The organism is Streptomyces sp. NPDC056231 (assembly GCF_048270745.1).
GTDB lineage: Bacteria > Actinomycetota > Actinomycetes > Streptomycetales > Streptomycetaceae > Streptomyces.
In genome coordinates this window covers 1-15,758 of record NZ_JBLVKW010000057.1, presented here as the reverse complement: position 1 = coordinate 15,758, position 15,758 = coordinate 1, and the positions used below count along the sequence as shown (strand labels likewise).

The following is a 15,758-nucleotide window of genomic DNA, read 5'->3' as shown; positions in this document are numbered from 1 at the left end:
CTCCCGGCAAGCTTTGCCCCGTCGCACCGTCCAGCACGCCCGCTCGCCGCGTTGGCCAAAAGTCCTGGTAGCTCCGCTACAAGGACTTCCGCCCGCCTTGCGATCGCACGCACTGGACGACGCTCCTCACGGGGCAAACATTGCCGGTCACGGCACTAGGACCTCTCGGGTGGATCATGATGCGGCTGGTTGCAGGCAGGTGGCCGGACATCCGGCGTGGCAAGGCGAAGGGGACTGGAAGCTCAACTTCCATTCCCCATAGCGGAGTTCACCGCCCGCATGATGTGCTCAGCGCGGGTGCGCTCAGTCGGTCACGGCGACGGTCTCGGACGCGCCCGACTTGGTGCCGTCCGCGTAGAGGGCCGTGACGCGGTAGTACACCGTGGTGCCAGCCGGCTGGGTGAGATCCACCCACGAATGGTCCCCGGAGGTGTCCTCGGGGCTGGTGCCGATCAGGTCGAACGTCTCGGTCTGCCGGTTCCAGCGGTGGATTTCGAAGCCGGAGACCGGACTGCCGTTCTCGTTCCCGTCGCTGGAGAGGGACCAGCGGATCCAGCCGTTGTAGACGGTGTTGAGGCTGGTGATCGGTCCGCCGGTCGCGGGCGGGGCGATGGGGCGGAGGTCCAGCTCGGTGACGTCGGCGACGGTCGCGCCGGTGTCCGGGGTGAGCTGGTTGCCGTACTGGTCGACGGCGACGACGCTGTAGCGCACCTGCTGCCCGCCGGCGGCCACGGCGTCGTGGAACCTCGTCGTCGTGAACTCCCGGGGCCGCAGGGTCCAGGGATCCATCAGCGGCCTGTACACCCACTGTCCGTCGACGAGGCTGCCGCGCAGCACGCGGTAGTGGTCGAGGCCGGGCGCGCTGCTCGCGTCCCAGGAGAGGGTGACGCCATTCTCCTTCGGGACGGCGGTCACGCCGGTGACCGGGGCAGGGGCGGTCGTGTTGCCGACGACGGTGACGGCGACCTCCTGGGACGGGGTGCCCCCGTTCCCTGCGTGGTCCAGGGCGACCACGGAGTAGTAGTACGTGGCGCCGGGCGGCGGGGCGGCGTCGGTGAAGGTGGAGCCCTTCACGCCCTTGCCGACTTCCTTGCGAACGGCCCCGGGGACGGTGCGCGGCTGCAGCGATCGGAAGACCGAGTAGCCCGCGAAGTCGTCGCTGGTCCGCTCGGAGGCGTCCCAGGCCAGCGTGACACCCGCCTCGCTTTCCGTGCCTCGCGCGTTGAGGGCGGTGTCCACCGGGCCCGTCAGGTCGCGGGTGTAGTACATCGCTGTGCCCGAGGCCGCCGACTCGTGGCCGTGCGTGTCGACGGCGGTGACGACGTAGTAGTAGACGCCACCGGTCTGCGGCAGGGGCCCGCTGTAACCGCCGCCCGACAGCTTGTCGCCGTTCAGCAGGTTCTCGGGGGTGAGGGCGACCGGAGAAGACGTCGAGCGGTACACGCGGTAGCCGGCGAGGTCGGACTCCGTGTTGCTGTTCCAGTAGAGGGTGATCTTGTCCGGGTAGCCCATGGCCCAGTTGTCCTCGACGCCCTTGGGGGCGGCGGGGGCGGTTTGGTCGAGGGTGGTGATGGCGAGGTCGGCGGTGCCCGAGGAGACGTTGCCGGCCTTGTCGTAGGCGCGGACCTCGTAGTAGTAGACGTTGCCGTCCTTCGGGACGGTCGTGTCGGTCCACGAGGTGGACGTCGTGGTCGCGATCGGCTTCGCGGGGAAGGAGGTGCCCTTCAGCCGCCGGTACACGCGGTACCCGGCGAGGTCCATCTCCTTGTTCTTGGCCCAGCTGACCTTCGTGGACGTGGTCGCCGTGCTGTAGGTGACGGTGGTCCCGGTCGGGACGAGCGGCTTGACCTTGTCGACGGTCGCCGAAGTGCGCGGGGTATAGGCGAACTTGACGTTGGCGGCGCCGGTCCAGTTGACGAAGTCGATGCGGAGGCTGTGCTTGCCCGACGGGATGGTCACGTTGACGGTCTTGGAGACGGTGGTGGTGACGTTCTTCCACAGGTCGACCTTGCGGACGCCGTCGAGGTAGACGCGGATGCCGTCGCGGGAGGAGGCGGTGAACGTGAAGGGCCCGCCGGAGCCGAAGTCGCGGGTCGTGGACCAGCGGACGCCGAAGTTGTCGGCGGGCATGCCCTTGTAGCCGGGTGCGCGGGTGCCCCAGTTCTCGTCGATCGCCGAGTCGCAGTCGGTGCGCTTGGGGGTGCCGGAGAAGGCGGTGTTCGCGAAGAACGTCCGCTTGAAGACGGGCGATGCGCAGGTCACGGCGGCGGAGGCAGGGGTGGCGGCGGTGAGCAGGCCGCCGGCGGTGGCGAGCACGACGGCGCTGGCAGTGGCGACCGTTGTGCCTCTGGGTCGGTTCATGCGTTCCTTCGGTTTTGATCGTCGGTGGCGGTATGTGACCGCCGATGATCACGACTCGCGAGGAACGCGTTTGGTTGTAGGGCCGGGAAATCCGACCGAGACCGACCGGCAGGGGCAACTCGGTTGCGAAGGGGCAGGTCACCTGGGCGATGATGCCGCATGAGCAGAGAGACGGATGAGGTACGCGAAGCCATCGCGGGCGAGCTGCGGCTGATGGACCCCGACGTGCGCACGTCACGGTTGCAGGCCCAACAGCTGCTGGATCCGGACTTCGTGGAGGTAGGCGCCTCGGGTCGGCGGTGGACGTACGAGGACATGCTGGCCGAGCTGCCCGAGTTGGACGGTGCGGCAGAGGGCGGCCCGCGCTTCGAGCCCTCGGACATGACCGGTGTCCTGCTGGCACCCGGGCTGGTGCATCTCACCTACGAGACCGTGTTCGGTGGAAACCGGGCACGACGGAGCTCCCTCTGGCGCAGGCGGAGCGTGAGCGCGACGTGGCAGCTGTACTACCACCAGGCCACACCGATCCCGCCCGAGGGCACATGAGCGGAATCGGGCGACGGTCTTAGACCGACCGGCACAGGGGGGCAGCGTCGCGGGGCCGGTTGCGCACATCTGCGGCGTTGTCGTCGGTCAACAACGCTCCGCGCTGCCTCCCTCCTCCGCCTGGCAGCCGCACGCACCCAGCCCCGCTCCTTCTCCCACCCCCAATTGCCGGTCGGTCTTATTGGCAGAAGGTGCCAAAGGTTGCTGACATCGTGTCTCGTATACTTGTTGGTAACTACGTCTAGTCCCGGACCGACCGGCAGCCCTACGGTGCTCGTATGGAGCCGAACCTCCCCGATGTCGTGCTGTGGTCCATACCGGCCTTTGTCCTGCTCACCGTTGTCGAAATGGTCAGCCACCGCATCCACCCCGACGAGGACACCGCCGGGTACGAGACCAAGGACGCCGTCACCAGCGTCACCATGGGGCTCGGCAGCCTCGTCTTCGACCTGCTGTGGAAAGTGCCCATCGTGGCGATCTACACCGCGGTCTACGAGCTCACCCCCCTCCGTGTCCCCGTCCTGTGGTGGACGGTCCTGCTGATGCTGCTCGCGCAGGACTTCCTCTACTACTGGTCCCACCGCGGCCACCACGTCATCCGGATTCTCTGGGCCTGCCATGTGGTCCATCACTCCAGCCGGAAGTTCAACCTCACCACCGCACTGCGCCAGCCCTGGACCTCGCTGACCGTCTGGCCGTTCTATGTGCCGCTCATCGCGTGCGGGGTCCATCCGGCGGCGCTGGCGTTCTGCTCCTCCGCCAATCTCGTCTACCAGTTCTGGGTCCACACCGAACGGATCGACAAGCTGCCCCGGCCCTTCGAGTACGTACTGAACACGCCCTCCCACCACCGGGTGCACCACGCCTCCCAGGGCGGCTATCTCGACCGGAACTTCGGCGGCATCCTGATCCTGTGGGACCGGCTCTTCGGTTCTTTCACCGCCGAGACCGAACGGCCGGTCTACGGGCTCACCAAGAACATCGCCACCCACAACCCGCTGCGCGTCGCGACGCACGAGTACGCCGCGATCGCCCGGGACGTACGGGCGGCGGGCAGCTGGCGCGAGCGGGCCGGGCGAGTCTTCCGCGGGCCGGGGTGGCAGCCGGCGCCCGAGGTCTCCGCCATCGCCGTCCCCGCACCCGGTCGCACCGGATGAGTGCCGCCACGGCCGCTGATCCGCGGGCACGCCTCGTACGCCCCCTGCTCATCGCCTTCCTCGTCGCCTCCGCCGTCGATCTCTTCGGTCTCCTCGCCGATGCCGGCATCGCCCACCTCGTCGCCAAGCCGCTGCTCATGCCGCTGCTCGCCGGGTACGCCGCCGCCCGCCGCGGTCCCCGGCTGCTGATCGCCGCGCTGCTCTTCGGCTGGGGCGGCGACACATTCCTGCTGGCGGACGCCGACGCCGCGTTCCTCATCGGTATGGGCTCCTTCGCCGCAGGTCATGTCTGTTATCTCCGGCTCTTCGGGCGCGCCCGGAGTTCCGCGCTGCTCGGCGTCGGGTACGCGGTCGTGCTGGCCGGCTTCCTCGTCCTGCTCTGGGGCGGGCTGCCCGCGGACCTGAGGATCCCGATGGCCGGGTACAGCCTGTTGCTCACCGCGATGGCCTACCGGTCCAGTACCTTCGGCCGGTACGCGGCCGTCGGCGGGGCGCTCTTCCTGCTCTCCGACGCGCTGATCGCCACCGGCATCGCCGACCTGCCCCAGCTGCCGGCCCCCGACTTCTGGATCATGCTCACCTACATCGCGGCGCAGTTCCTGCTGACCGTCGGAGCGCTTGCACCGGGTGCGAAACGGGCCGGTGTCGCCCCCGGGGCGTACCGTGAGCGGAGTACCAGCATCTGAGATCAGCAAGGACCCCCATGCGCGCCACCGTCATCCACGCCCCCCACGACATACGCGTGCAGGAGGTGCCGGACCCGACGATCCAGCAGCCCACCGATGTGGTGCTGCGGGTCCTGCGGGCCTGTATCTGCGGCAGCGACCTGTGGGCGTACCGAGGCGAGGCCGCCCGGCAGCCCGGCCAGCGGATCGGCCACGAGTTCCTCGGGATCGTCGAGGAGGCGGGCTCGGAGGTCGCTGGATTCGCGGTCGGCGACCTGGTCGTCGCCCCCTTCGTCTGGTCCGACGGCACCTGCGAGTACTGCGCCGAGGGCCTGATGACGTCCTGCCCGCAAGGCGGCTTCTGGGGCTCGGTCGGCTCCGACGGCGGCCAGGGGGAGGCCGTCCGCGTCCCGTTCGCCGACGGCACACTGGTCAGGCTCCCGGCCGCGGCCGCGTCCGACGACCGGCTGCTCACGGCGCTCCTGGCCCTGTCCGACGTGCTCGGTACCGGCCACCACGCGGCCGTCGGCGCGGGCGTGAAGCCCGGCTCCACGGTCGCGGTCGTCGGTGACGGGGCGGTCGGCCTGTGCGGGGTCATGGCCGCCAAGCGGCTCGGCGCCGAGCGGATCATCGCACTGGGCCGCCACCAGACGCGTACGGACATCGCCCGCAGCTTCGGCGCCACGGACGTCGTCGCCGAGCGCGGCGAGGCGGCCGTCGCCGCCGTACGGGAACTGACCGGCGGCGCGGGCGCGCAGGCCGTGATCGAGGCCGTCGGCACCGAGCAGTCGATGCGTACGGCGGTCGGGATCACCCGCGACGGCGGCTCGATCGGCTACGTCGGCGTGCCGCACGGCAGCGGCACCGGGCTGGACCTCGGCGTCATGTTCGACCGGAACATCGCCCTGCGCGGCGGCGTCGCCCCCGTGCGTGCGTACATTCCGGAACTGCTCCCCGACGTCCTGTCCGGCACGATCGACCCGTCGCCCGTCTTCGACCTCACCATCGGCCTCGACGAGGTCCCCGCCGGCTACCGGGCGATGGACGAGCGTAAGGCGCTGAAGGTTCTCATCAAGCCGTAGCGGACCACGGCATCGACCGGTGCGGGCCCGGCGCACGAGACATGTCCGCCGGGTCCGTCCTGGTCAGTGGGTGCCGCTGATGGCAGTCGCGGTGACACTCCACACCGGGGAATCCGCGCCCAGCGCGCCCGGCGGGCGCGACCAGTCCGCCGGGCCGCCCGCGAAGGACACCGGCGGCAGGGCGTACCTCAGGCGTCCCATCCCGCTGTCCGTGATGCCGAGGTACTTTTCGGGGTCGTACGTCTCCGCGGCGCCGTCGGCCGGCTGCTCCGACAGGCCTGTGCACAACCAGTGCGCCGTCTGCCCGAGCGCCAGTCGCAGCAGACGCGGGCCGCCGTCGTCGTGCTGCTCGGACAGTGCCCGCAGCACCCCCGCCGCCAGCAGGTACCCGGTGCCGTGGTCGAGGGCCTGCGCGGGCAGCGCGCCCGGTGCTCCCGCGTTCCCCTCCAGCGCCGCGATGCCGGTGGCCACCTGCACCAGGCTGTCGAAGCCGCGGCGCCCGTGCCACGGCCCGTACCGGCCCCACGCGGACACCTGCGCGAGGACCAGACCGGGACGGCGTACGGCGAGCGCCTCCGGAGTCAGGCCGTACGCCTCCAGCGCGCCCGGCCGGTATCCGGTCACCAGTACATCGGCGTCGGCGAGCAGCTCCTCGAACGTCGCCCGCCCGGCCCGGTCGCGCAGGTCCAGGGAGACCGACCGCTTGCCGAAGCCGGTGTCGTTGTGGGCGTCCTGACTCTCCGGCAGCTGCGGTGCGTCGATCCGCAGCACGTCCGCGCCCAGCAGTGCCAGCGTGCGGGTGGCGACCGGACCGGCGAGCACCCTCGTCAGGTCCAGGACCCGGAGCCCGGCGGCGGGCAGCAGTGGCGAACCCGACAGCGGGGAGAGGCGGCGCGGCGCCACCGGCCCCGGCCCCTCGGTCCGTTCGAGCGTGAGCAGCGGGCGTGCGGCGATTGCGGCGCCCTGTTCGTGAGCCGCCCACTCCTCACAGGTGCGCAGCGCGACGGCCAGACCGCCCGCGGCGTACACCGTCTCCTCGATCTCCACCGACCGGCGCTCGGCGAGCACGGCAGCCACCGTGTCCACGTCGGTGTCGTCGGGCAGGCCGAGTGCGGTGAGCAACCGGGCTCGGTGGTGGGGGTAGTTGGCGTGGGTGCGGACCCAGCCGTCGGTCGTCCGCCAGAACCGGGACAGCGGGGCGAACGTCGTCGGCGCGCGCCCGTCGATCCGCAGATGCCGCTCGCTGAGGAACGCCGTGCCCACCGCCCCGTCGTCGATCCGGACCTGCGGTACGGGACCGGCGCTGCCCCCCGTGCGGCGCGCCGCGAGTTCGGCGGCGGCCAGCGAACAGACCGCGACAGTGGAGCGGGCCAGTTCCAGGACGGGCAGCCGCGCGGGCAGCGCACCGGTCGGTCCGCCGAAGCCGATACGGCCGAGAAGTGCGGGGTCACCGCCGAGAGCGGCCCAGGCCTGCTCCGTACCGGAGCTCTGTACATGTGTCATGTCCGCACTATGGCACTGAGTGCCATCTGACGGAAGGAAGGGCCGGGGGATGCCCCCGGCCCTTCCCGCTCGTTACGCCTGCCGACTACGTGCCGGTTACTAGCGGACCGCGTTCAGCGCGTTCACGATACCGGCCCCGTAGAAGCCGTTGCTGTTCGTGGAACCCTCGCAGACGGCGTCGATCTTGCCGTCGTTGTTGATGTCGTACGGGGCGCCGCACGCGGTCGCGTCCGCCTGGGAAAGCAGCAGCGCCTTCACCGCGGCCGCCGAGGCGTGCGGGTGCGACGACTTGATCAGGGCCACCACACCCGCGACATGCGGGGAGGCCATCGACGTACCGTTCTTGTAGCCGTACTTGCCGCCCGGCAGCGTCGACAGGATCCCACCGCTCGTGGCCGGCGGAGCGGGCGTCTGGTAGATCGTCGAGTCGCCGCCCGGGGCAGCCACATCGATGACACCGTTCCCGTAGTTCGAGTACGAGGACTTCAGCCCCTTGGCACCGGTCGCGGAGACGGTCACGACGCCCGGCAGCATCGCCGGGATGTCGAGGCACTCACGCGGGTTGATCGTCCGGGTCACGGCCGTGGTGTCGTTCGGGCTGGTCGTGTCGTCGATCGCGCCGGAGGCCAGGTCGAAGCGGCTGTTGCCGGCCGAGGCGACGTTCACCGTGCCCTTGCTCTCCGCGTACCGCGTGGCGCGGGCGACGGCCTCGACCAGGGCGCCCTGGTCCGGGTCGTTCTTGCAGTTGAACATCCACGGGTCGGTGTAGTAGCTGTTGTTGGTGACGTCGACGCCGTGCTCGGCGGCCCAGACGAAGCCGCAGACGATCGACTCGGTGTAGAAGAAGCCGTCCGGGTTCGCGACCTTGATGCCGGCGACCTTCACGCCCGGCGCGACACCCGTCACCCCGATGCCGTTCTTCGCGGCGGCGATGGTGCCCGCGACATGCGTGCCGTGGTCGCTCTCACCGGCCTTGGGACGCCAGGCGCCGTCCGTCGTGTCCGGCGCCCCGGACACGCAGCTCGCGGAGGCCTCGCGGTTGAAGTTCGGCGCCAGGTCCGGGTGGGTGTCGTCGACACCCGTGTCGATGACCGCGGCGGTGACCTTGCTGCTGCCCAGCGTCTTCTGGTGCGCCTGGTCCGCCTTGATGGCGGGCAGGTCCCACTGCAGGGGCTCCATCGGATCCTGGTCGCCGGTGGCCTCCGCGGCCGCGGTCCGCGCCTCCTCGGCGGTGAGCGGCTGCTCGACCCCGATCTCCGTGGTGGCCTGCGGAACGATGGGGTTGGTACGGGTGGCCCCCGCCGAGTCGACGGCCTTGACCCGGCGGATCGACTCCGCGAAGTCCGGGTTCTGCGAGTGGACGACAATGACACCGATCTGCTCATAGGCGATCACCACCGTGCCGCCGGCTTCGGCTATCGCCTTCTTCACCTGCTTGATGGTGCCGTGATTGGCACGGGTGTTGACGACGTACGACAGCATCGGGCCGTCCGTCGAGACCGCCGCCGTGGGCAGTCCGTCCGACGGGGCGGCGGATGCGGCACTCATCGGCAGGAAGCCGAGCGAGGCAGTGAGGGCCAATCCGACGGGCAGCGTCAGTGCGCGGGTCCGCCTGGATCCCAGATGCGCCATGGGGTCTCCACATCATCCGTGTCAGCCGGCCGGACACGGGATGTGTCCGGACGTGTGCATGAACGGTGAAGCTATCGTTGATCATCCTGCACATCAATGAATTGACGTAAATCAGTTCGAAGTGTGGAGCGCGGGCCGCCGAGCGACCGGGGGCAACGGCCGCAAATCACCCTTACCTTTCATGTCTTGATCGATACAGTGGCCGCAGGTTGATCAAGTCCCGCTCAACGGGCCGAAATGTGGAGTGTTGAGTGACGGGACGCGTTCCAGGGCTCGGCCGAAGCCGAGGTCGGTCAGGGCACCGAGTCCGGCCTCGCGAAGATGTCCGGTGAGCTTGTGGTGGCGGGCGGTCTCGTCAAGCCGTGACGCCATGACGAGAGGGCCGGACGGGAAGTGCTTCCCGTCCGGCCCCGGTTGCGCAGAGGTGCGGAGCCGACTACTTGACGGCGTTCAGGGCGTTGACGATGCCGTGGCCGTAGTAGCCGTTGACCGTGCTGTCGCCCTTGCAGGTCGTCGCGTCGATCAGCTGGCCGGCCGCGTTGTAGACCTTGGACGGGCAACCCGGGTTGACGGCCTGGGCCTTCAGCAGCTCCTGCAGCTGTGCAGGCGTGGCCTTCGGGTGCGTGCTCTTCAGCAGGGCCGCGACGCCCGCGACATGCGGGGTGGCCATCGAGGTGCCCTGCTTGTAGCCGTACTGGCCGTTCACAACCGTCGAGAGCACACGGCCGTTGGCGTCCGGCGTGGCCGGGATCTGCCACCTGTCGCCGCCGGGGGCGGACACGTCAGCGACGCCCAGACCGAAGCTGGAGTAGTACGACTTGAAGCCCTTGACGCCGGTCGCGGACACCGTGACGACGCCCGGCAGCTGGGTCGGGATGTCGAAGCACTTGTGGGGGTCCACGGTGCGCGGTCCCGGGGTGGTGTCGTTCGGGCTGGACGGGTCGAGGATCTCGTGCGACGCCAGGTCGTAGTTCTCGTTGCCCGCCGCGGCGACACTGAGGACACCCTTGCGCTCGGCGTACTTCGTGGCGCGGGTGAGGGCGTCGAGCAGAGCCTTCTGGTCCGGGTCGTCCTGGCAGTTGAAGTACCAGGGGTCGACGTAATAGCTGTTGTTGGTGACCTCGATGCCGTGCTCGGCGGCCCAGACGAAGCCGCAGACAACCGCCTCGGTGTAGAAGAGGCTGGTGCCGGGCTCGCTGACCTTGATGCCGGCCACCTTGACGCCGGGGGCGACACCGGTGACGCCGATGCCGTTGCGGGCGGCGGCGATCGTACCGGCGACGTGCGTGCCGTGGTCACTGCCGTCGGGGTAAGGGCGCCAGGCGCCCTCGGAGTTGTCCGCCACGCCGCCGACACAGTTGGCCGACTGCTCCTTGGAGAAGTTCGCCTTGAGGTCGACGTGGGTGTCGTCGACACCTGTGTCGATCACGCCGACGGTGACCGAGGGGCTGCCGTCATTGATCTTGCTGGCCTCGTCGGCCTGGATGGCGCGCATGTCCCACTGGTTGGGCTCCAGCGGCTCCTGGCCCGGGCCCGCGGCCGCGGCGGCCTTGGCGGCCTCCTCGGCGGTCAGCAGCTCGGTGCTGCCCTCCTCGGTCGTGGCGACGGACTGGAGCGGGGCGGTGCGGGTGGCACCGGCCGACTCGACACCCGGGGTCTTGCGAATGGTCTTCGCGAAGTCGGGGTTCGAGGAGTGGACGACGATCACGCCTATACGGTCGTACGACGTCACGATCGTCCCGCCGGCCTCGGCTATCGCTCGGCGCACCACACCCGTGCTGTGTACGGGGGTGGTGTTGACGACGTACGACAGCTTCGGGCCGTTCGTCGAGACCGCCGCCGTGGGCAGTCCGTCCGACGGGGCGGCGGATGCGGCACTCATCGGCAGGAAGCCGAGCGAGGCAGTGAGGGCCAATCCGACGGGCAGCGTCAGTGCGCGGGTCCGCCTGGATCCCAGATGCGCCATGGGGTCTCCACATCATCCGTGTCAGCCGGCCGGACACGAGGTGTGTCCGGACGTGTGCATGAACGGTGAAGTTAGCGCTGATCATCCTGCACATCAATGAATTGACGACATTCAGTTCGAAGAGTGCCACCGATCGGCGAAGTGGAGGAGGAGTAACGCGCGGTGAACCGCTTCGCCGCGCCCTCCGTGCCGTTGTCAGGGGAGTCGCACCACCAACCCCCCGACATCGAGGTTCTGTTGTGAAACCCACCACCCCCACCACCGCACCCGCGTCGCGAGGAGAATCCGTGGCTACCGATGCATCGCCGCCCAAGGCCGGTCCGGACACCGGCCCTGCCCAGCCCACGACAGAACGGTTCGTCGAGGTCCAGGAGAGCCCGGAGTTCGCCGAACTGCGCCACTCGCACCGCTCGTTCGCCTTCCCGCTGACCATCGCGTTCGTGCTCTGGTACCTGCTCTACGTGCTGCTGTCGAACTACGCCGGCGGCTTCATGGGCACCAAGGTGTACAGCAACATCAACGTGGCCTTCGTGTTCGGCCTCGCCCAGTTCGTCACCACCTTCCTCATCGCCTGGTTCTACGCGCGGCACGCCGCGACGAAGCTCGACCCGAAGGCCGAGGCCATCAAGTCCCGTATGGAGGACGACGCATGAGCGCCGCGTACCACTCGCACCCCGTGATCCAGCTCGCCGCCTCGTCCACCGCCGAGCACCGGCCGCTGATCATCACGCTGTTCGCGGTCTTCGTCGCCGCGACCCTGGGCATCACCGTCTGGGCCGGCCGGCAGACCAGGAGCGCCTCCGACTTCTACGCGGGCGGCCGCCAGTTCACCGCCTTCCAGAACGGGCTCGCGGTCTCCGGCGACTACATGTCCGCCGCCTCGTTCCTCGGTATCGCCGGCGCCATCGCCCTCTTCGGCTACGACGGCTTCCTCTACTCGATCGGCTTCCTCGTCGCCTGGCTGGTGGCCCTGCTGCTGGTCGCGGAACCGCTGCGCAACTCCGGCCGCTACACGATGGGTGACGTCCTCGCCTACCGGATGCGGCAGCGCCCGGTCCGTACCGCCGCGGGCGCCTCCACCATCGTCGTCTCGATCTTCTACCTGCTGGCGCAGATGGCGGGCGCGGGTGTGCTCGTCTCGCTGCTCCTCGGCATCACCAGCGACGCCGGAAAGATCCTCATCGTCGCCCTGGTCGGCGTCCTGATGATCGTGTACGTCACCGTCGGAGGCATGAAGGGCACCACCTGGGTGCAGATGGTCAAGGCCGTCCTGCTCATCGCGGGTGCCCTCCTGATGACCTTCCTGGTGCTGCTCAAGTTCGACTTCAACGTCTCCGACCTGCTGGGCACGGCCGCCGAGAAGAGCGGCCACGGAGCGGCGTTCCTGGAGCCCGGCCTCAAGTACGGTGCCACCGGCACCTCGAAGCTGGACTTTCTCTCCCTCGGCATCGCCCTGGTCCTCGGCACCGCCGGACTCCCGCACATCCTGATCCGCTTCTACACCGTCCCGACCGCCAAGGCCGCCCGTAAGTCGGTGAACTGGGCCATCGGCATCATCGGTGCGTTCTACCTGATGACGATCGCGCTCGGGTTCGGCGCCGCGGCGCTCATCGGCCCGGACGAGATCAGGGCGAAGAACCCGGCCGGCAACGCCGCGGCCCCGCAGCTCGCCGAATACCTCGGCGGGGTCGGCACGACCGGCGGAGCGGTGCTGCTCGCCGTGATCTCGGCCGTCGCCTTCGCCACGATCCTCGCCGTCGTCGCGGGCCTCACCCTCGCCTCCTCGTCCTCCTTCGCCCACGACATCTACGCCAACGTCATCCGCAAGGGGAAGGCCACCGAGAAGGAGGAGATGCGGGCCGCCCGCTGGGCCACCGTCCTCATCGGCGCGGTCGCGATCGTCCTCGGCGCCTTCGCCCGCGACATGAACGTCGCCGGCCTGGTGGCTCTCGCCTTCGCGGTGGCCGCCTCTGCCAACCTCCCGACCCTTCTCTACAGCCTCTTCTGGAAGCGGTTCACCACCCAGGGCGCCCTCTGGTCGATCTACGGCGGTCTGGCCTGCTCCGTGATCCTGGTGCTCTTCTCGCCGGTCGTCTCCGGCAACGCGAAGACATCGATGTTCAAGGGCGTCGACTTCGCCTGGTTCCCGCTGGAGAACCCCGGCCTGATCTCCATCCCGCTGGGCTTCCTGCTCGGCTGGCTCGGCTCCCTCCTCTCGAAGGAGGAGCCGGACCAGGGCAAGTACGCCGAGCTGGAGGTCAAGTCCCTCACCGGCGTCGGTGCCCACTGACGAGAAGGAGCCAATCGAAGGGCGAGCCACGCACCACGCTGTTCCCGCGGCCGCGTCGTAGAGTCCTACGACGCGGCCGCGCCGTACCTCGTGGCAATCGGGCCACCTGCCTGTCACAGGTCTCGCGTAGTCTCGAGTGAGTCAGATCCGCTACCGGGATCCACCGGGGGAGGGGGCCACCATGCTCATCGACACCTACGACCGGGTCGCCACCGACCTGCGCGTCTCGCTGACCGACCGCTGCAACCTCCGGTGCACCTACTGCATGCCCGAAGAGGGACTGCAGTGGCTGGCCAAGCCGGACCTGCTGAGCGACGACGAGATCGTCCGGCTCGTCCGTATCGCCGTCACCCAGCTGGGAATCACGGACGTCCGCTTCACCGGCGGCGAGCCGTTGCTGCGCCCCGGCCTCGTCTCCATCGTCGAGCAGTGCGCGGCGATGACGCCCCGCCCGAAGCTGTCGCTGACGACCAATGGCATCGGGCTGAAGCGCACGGCGGCCGCTCTCAGGTCCGCCGGACTGGACCGGGTCAATGTCTCCCTGGACACCCTGCGCCCCGACGTCTTCAAGACCCTCACCCGCCGCGACCGCCACCACGACGTGCTGGCAGGCCTCGAAGCCGCCCATGACGCGGGCCTCACCCCGGTCAAGGTCAACGCCGTGCTGATGCCGGGGCTCAACGAGGACGAGGCCCCCGACCTGCTCGCCTGGGCCGTGGAGCACGGATACGAGCTCCGCTTCATCGAGCAGATGCCGCTCGATGCCCAGCACGGCTGGAAGCGCGACGGCATGATCACGGCAGGCGACATCCTCGCCTCGCTGCGCACCCGCTTCGCCCTCACCGCCGAGGGCGAGGAGGAGCGCGGCTCCGCCCCCGCCGAGCGCTGGCTCGTCGACGGCGGACCCCACCGGGTCGGCGTCATCGCCTCCGTCACCCGCCCGTTCTGCCGGGCCTGCGATCGCACCCGGCTCACCGCCGACGGCCAGGTGCGGACCTGCCTGTTCGCCCGCGAGGAGACCGATCTGCGCGGCGCGCTGCGGTCCGATGCCCCGGACGAGGAGATCGCCCGGCTCTGGCGTGTCGCGATGTGGGGGAAAAAGGCCGGATCCGGTCTGGACGACCCGTCGTTCCTGCAGCCCGACCGCCCGATGTCGGCGATCGGCGGCTGACGGTCCTCAGCGCCCCTCGGCCGAGGACTCCCACTCCGCCAGTGTCACGACATCCTTCAGGAAACCTCGAACCCCCAGGAACGAGGAGAGATGCTCCCGGTGCTCGTCACAGGCCAGCCAGGTCTTACGGCGCTCGGGGGTGTGCAGCTTCGGATTGTTCCAGGCCAGCACCCATACGGCGGCCGCACGGCAGCCCTTGGCGGAACAGATCGGTGCGGTGGCAGCGCTCTCGGCGGCATGTTCGGGGGAGTTCACGGACTCAACCCTAGGGCCCTGCGAGAGACGGAGAAAAAGCGACGCCGAGCAGCCACGGGGGGAGCTGCCCGGCGTCGGTCTGTCGCTCCGACGGGGGATGCGGAGCGCGTAGGCAGTATGTCACGCGGACCGGGGTGCGGTGCACCTGAACTGCATGATTGGTCTGAGCTTTCCTTGAGGCCACAGGTGTGCTGTGCGCTCAACTGTGCTCATGCGGTTCCGCCCCGCCGGGGGCCCGGTCGGCCGCCGGTCCGGATTTCGCGGGACCGGCCGTCGGGGCGGCATCGAGCATCGGCCGCGCGGGCGGCAGAACGAAGGTGGAGGGCAGCGAAGGAGGCGCTTCCCGGCCCGCGTTGGCGATGACGACGGCGACGTACGGAAGCAGGGCACCCAGGACGAGCGCCACGATGGCCACAGGCCGCTCGATGTTCCACAGCACTGCGGCCAAGATCACCGAGACCGTCCGTACGGACATCGAGATCACATAGCGGCGCTGCCTGCCACGCACATCGTCCGCAAGGCTCTGCCGCGCTCCCGTGATCCGGAAGACCTCAGCCCCGCTCTGCTTCCACATCACGTTCCACCACCCTTCCCCGAAGGCTCTTTGCGAGCCGCTCCCACGGTACGCCCGGCCTCCGGCGGGTTCGAGACCGGGGCACGCCGTATTCACGCACAACCGCACCCCCGTGGCACGGACAGACCCGTCCGGCATGCGGAGCGCCGCGGATGGGCCGAGACTGGGCGCACATGCGCGACAGCGCGCCGCGTGAGGAGGCGACATGGGCTGGTTGTGGGCAATCATCGTGGGTCTGGTCCTCGGCGTGATCGCCAGGGCGATCCTGCCGGGCAAGCAGAACATCCCGCTCTGGCTGACGACCGTTTTCGGCATCATCGGCAGCGTCCTCGGCAATACCGTCGCGACCTGGATCGGCGTCAATGAAACCAAGGGCATCGACTGGACGCGCCACCTGCTGCAGCTGATCGGCGCCGTGGTCGTCGTCGGTGTCGGCGACATGCTCTGGACGTCGATGCGCGGCACCAGACAGAAGGCCTGATCCGGCACGCGTACAGCGCAGTGCGGCACCTCGGAGAGCGCGGCGCTCAGCGTCGCCTCGTCCAGCTCGCCCAGC

At 69.5% G+C, this 15,758-nt stretch carries 15 protein-coding genes; 8 read left to right on the top strand and 7 right to left on the bottom strand.

Annotated features, from left to right (window positions below; all coding sequences use genetic code 11):
* Positions 1 to 303: 303 nt before the first annotated feature.
* Positions 304 to 2,361 (bottom strand): PA14 domain-containing protein, encoded by a 2,058-nt coding sequence (locus ACNPQM_RS31560; protein WP_418086644.1) that lies wholly within the window; start codon positions 2,359 to 2,361, stop codon positions 304 to 306.
* A 159-nt stretch (positions 2,362 to 2,520) separates the two neighbouring features.
* Between ACNPQM_RS31560 and ACNPQM_RS31555 the strand changes: the two genes are divergently transcribed.
* From ACNPQM_RS31555 to ACNPQM_RS31540, 4 genes are all read left to right on the top strand, one after another.
* Positions 2,521 to 2,907, top strand: coding sequence for a DUF4440 domain-containing protein (locus tag ACNPQM_RS31555; protein ID WP_358860904.1), 387 nt, complete (start codon positions 2,521 to 2,523; stop codon positions 2,905 to 2,907).
* Positions 2,908 to 3,185: 278 nt separating this feature from the next.
* Positions 3,186 to 4,064, top strand: a complete 879-nt coding sequence (locus ACNPQM_RS31550; RefSeq protein WP_418086643.1) for a sterol desaturase family protein — start codon at positions 3,186 to 3,188, stop codon at positions 4,062 to 4,064.
* Entirely contained in the window at positions 4,061 to 4,750 is a 690-nt protein-coding gene (locus tag ACNPQM_RS31545) for a lysoplasmalogenase (protein WP_418086642.1), read from the top strand. Before ACNPQM_RS31550 ends, ACNPQM_RS31545 begins: the two co-directional genes overlap by 4 nt.
* A gap of 17 nt (positions 4,751 to 4,767) precedes the next feature.
* Positions 4,768 to 5,811: a zinc-dependent alcohol dehydrogenase family protein gene (locus tag ACNPQM_RS31540; RefSeq protein WP_358860907.1), complete on the top strand. Its 1,044-nt coding sequence runs from the start codon at positions 4,768 to 4,770 to the stop codon at positions 5,809 to 5,811.
* A 63-nt stretch (positions 5,812 to 5,874) separates the two neighbouring features.
* Here the strand turns inward: ACNPQM_RS31540 and ACNPQM_RS31535 are convergent, their stop codons facing one another.
* The 4 genes from ACNPQM_RS31535 to ACNPQM_RS31520 all read right to left on the bottom strand — a co-directional run bounded on the left by ACNPQM_RS31535 (position 5,875) and on the right by ACNPQM_RS31520 (position 10,912).
* Positions 5,875 to 7,314 (bottom strand): CoA transferase, encoded by a 1,440-nt coding sequence (locus ACNPQM_RS31535; RefSeq protein WP_418086641.1) that lies wholly within the window; start codon positions 7,312 to 7,314, stop codon positions 5,875 to 5,877.
* Between the two features lie 99 nt (positions 7,315 to 7,413).
* A complete protein-coding gene (locus ACNPQM_RS31530; RefSeq protein ID WP_418086640.1) occupies positions 7,414 to 8,946 on the bottom strand; it encodes a S8 family peptidase in 1,533 nt (510 codons plus the stop codon).
* 213 nt (positions 8,947 to 9,159) lie between these two features.
* The gene (locus ACNPQM_RS31525; protein WP_418086639.1) at positions 9,160 to 9,318 is read right to left on the bottom strand and encodes a hypothetical protein; all 159 of its coding nucleotides are present in this window, start codon (positions 9,316 to 9,318) and stop codon (positions 9,160 to 9,162) included.
* A 64-nt stretch (positions 9,319 to 9,382) separates the two neighbouring features.
* The gene (locus tag ACNPQM_RS31520; protein ID WP_418086638.1) at positions 9,383 to 10,912 is read right to left on the bottom strand and encodes a S8 family peptidase; all 1,530 of its coding nucleotides are present in this window, start codon (positions 10,910 to 10,912) and stop codon (positions 9,383 to 9,385) included.
* A gap of 287 nt (positions 10,913 to 11,199) precedes the next feature.
* Between ACNPQM_RS31520 and ACNPQM_RS31515 the strand changes: the two genes are divergently transcribed.
* The 3 genes from ACNPQM_RS31515 (at position 11,200) to moaA (ending at position 14,373) form a co-directional block, all read left to right on the top strand.
* The gene (locus ACNPQM_RS31515; protein WP_418086637.1) at positions 11,200 to 11,565 is read left to right on the top strand and encodes a DUF485 domain-containing protein; all 366 of its coding nucleotides are present in this window, start codon (positions 11,200 to 11,202) and stop codon (positions 11,563 to 11,565) included.
* Complete coding sequence (locus tag ACNPQM_RS31510; protein WP_358860913.1) at positions 11,562 to 13,202, top strand: cation acetate symporter; 1,641 nt, start codon at positions 11,562 to 11,564, stop codon at positions 13,200 to 13,202. The genes ACNPQM_RS31515 and ACNPQM_RS31510 overlap by 4 nt, the downstream gene beginning before the upstream one ends.
* A gap of 181 nt (positions 13,203 to 13,383) precedes the next feature.
* The gene (gene moaA, locus ACNPQM_RS31505; RefSeq protein ID WP_418086636.1) at positions 13,384 to 14,373 is read left to right on the top strand and encodes a GTP 3',8-cyclase MoaA; all 990 of its coding nucleotides are present in this window, start codon (positions 13,384 to 13,386) and stop codon (positions 14,371 to 14,373) included.
* 6 nt (positions 14,374 to 14,379) lie between these two features.
* Here moaA and ACNPQM_RS31500 read toward each other — a convergent pair whose 3' ends face one another.
* Positions 14,380 to 14,628, bottom strand: coding sequence for a hypothetical protein (locus ACNPQM_RS31500; protein ID WP_418086635.1), 249 nt, complete (start codon positions 14,626 to 14,628; stop codon positions 14,380 to 14,382).
* A 199-nt stretch (positions 14,629 to 14,827) separates the two neighbouring features.
* Complete coding sequence (locus tag ACNPQM_RS31495; protein ID WP_418086664.1) at positions 14,828 to 15,202, bottom strand: DUF3099 domain-containing protein; 375 nt, start codon at positions 15,200 to 15,202, stop codon at positions 14,828 to 14,830.
* A 205-nt stretch (positions 15,203 to 15,407) separates the two neighbouring features.
* Here ACNPQM_RS31495 and ACNPQM_RS31490 point away from each other — a divergent pair, with 205 nt between their 5' ends.
* Entirely contained in the window at positions 15,408 to 15,683 is a 276-nt protein-coding gene (locus tag ACNPQM_RS31490; protein ID WP_358860917.1) for a GlsB/YeaQ/YmgE family stress response membrane protein, read from the top strand.
* Positions 15,684 to 15,758: the final 75 nt, after the last annotated feature.

Excerpts from the sequence above, each read along its gene's own strand:
- ACNPQM_RS31510 (WP_358860913.1), top strand. The coding sequence starts at position 11,562 with ATGAGCGCCGCGTACCACTCGCACCCCGTGATCCAGCTCGCCGCCTCG.
- ACNPQM_RS31555 (WP_358860904.1), top strand. The coding sequence starts at position 2,521 with ATGAGCAGAGAGACGGATGAGGTACGCGAAGCCATCGCGGGCGAGCTG.
- ACNPQM_RS31540 (WP_358860907.1), top strand. The coding sequence starts at position 4,768 with ATGCGCGCCACCGTCATCCACGCCCCCCACGACATACGCGTGCAGGAG.
- ACNPQM_RS31520 (WP_418086638.1), bottom strand. The coding sequence starts at position 10,912 with ATGGCGCATCTGGGATCCAGGCGGACCCGCGCACTGACGCTGCCCGTC.
- ACNPQM_RS31495 (WP_418086664.1), bottom strand. The coding sequence starts at position 15,202 with ATGTGGAAGCAGAGCGGGGCTGAGGTCTTCCGGATCACGGGAGCGCGG.
- moaA (WP_418086636.1), top strand. The coding sequence starts at position 13,384 with ATGCTCATCGACACCTACGACCGGGTCGCCACCGACCTGCGCGTCTCG.
- ACNPQM_RS31550 (WP_418086643.1), top strand. The coding sequence starts at position 3,186 with ATGGAGCCGAACCTCCCCGATGTCGTGCTGTGGTCCATACCGGCCTTT.
- ACNPQM_RS31525 (WP_418086639.1), bottom strand. The coding sequence starts at position 9,318 with ATGGCGTCACGGCTTGACGAGACCGCCCGCCACCACAAGCTCACCGGA.
- ACNPQM_RS31530 (WP_418086640.1), bottom strand. The coding sequence starts at position 8,946 with ATGGCGCATCTGGGATCCAGGCGGACCCGCGCACTGACGCTGCCCGTC.
- ACNPQM_RS31490 (WP_358860917.1), top strand. The coding sequence starts at position 15,408 with ATGGGCTGGTTGTGGGCAATCATCGTGGGTCTGGTCCTCGGCGTGATC.
- ACNPQM_RS31535 (WP_418086641.1), bottom strand. The coding sequence starts at position 7,314 with ATGACACATGTACAGAGCTCCGGTACGGAGCAGGCCTGGGCCGCTCTC.
- ACNPQM_RS31560 (WP_418086644.1), bottom strand. The coding sequence starts at position 2,361 with ATGAACCGACCCAGAGGCACAACGGTCGCCACTGCCAGCGCCGTCGTG.
- ACNPQM_RS31545 (WP_418086642.1), top strand. The coding sequence starts at position 4,061 with ATGAGTGCCGCCACGGCCGCTGATCCGCGGGCACGCCTCGTACGCCCC.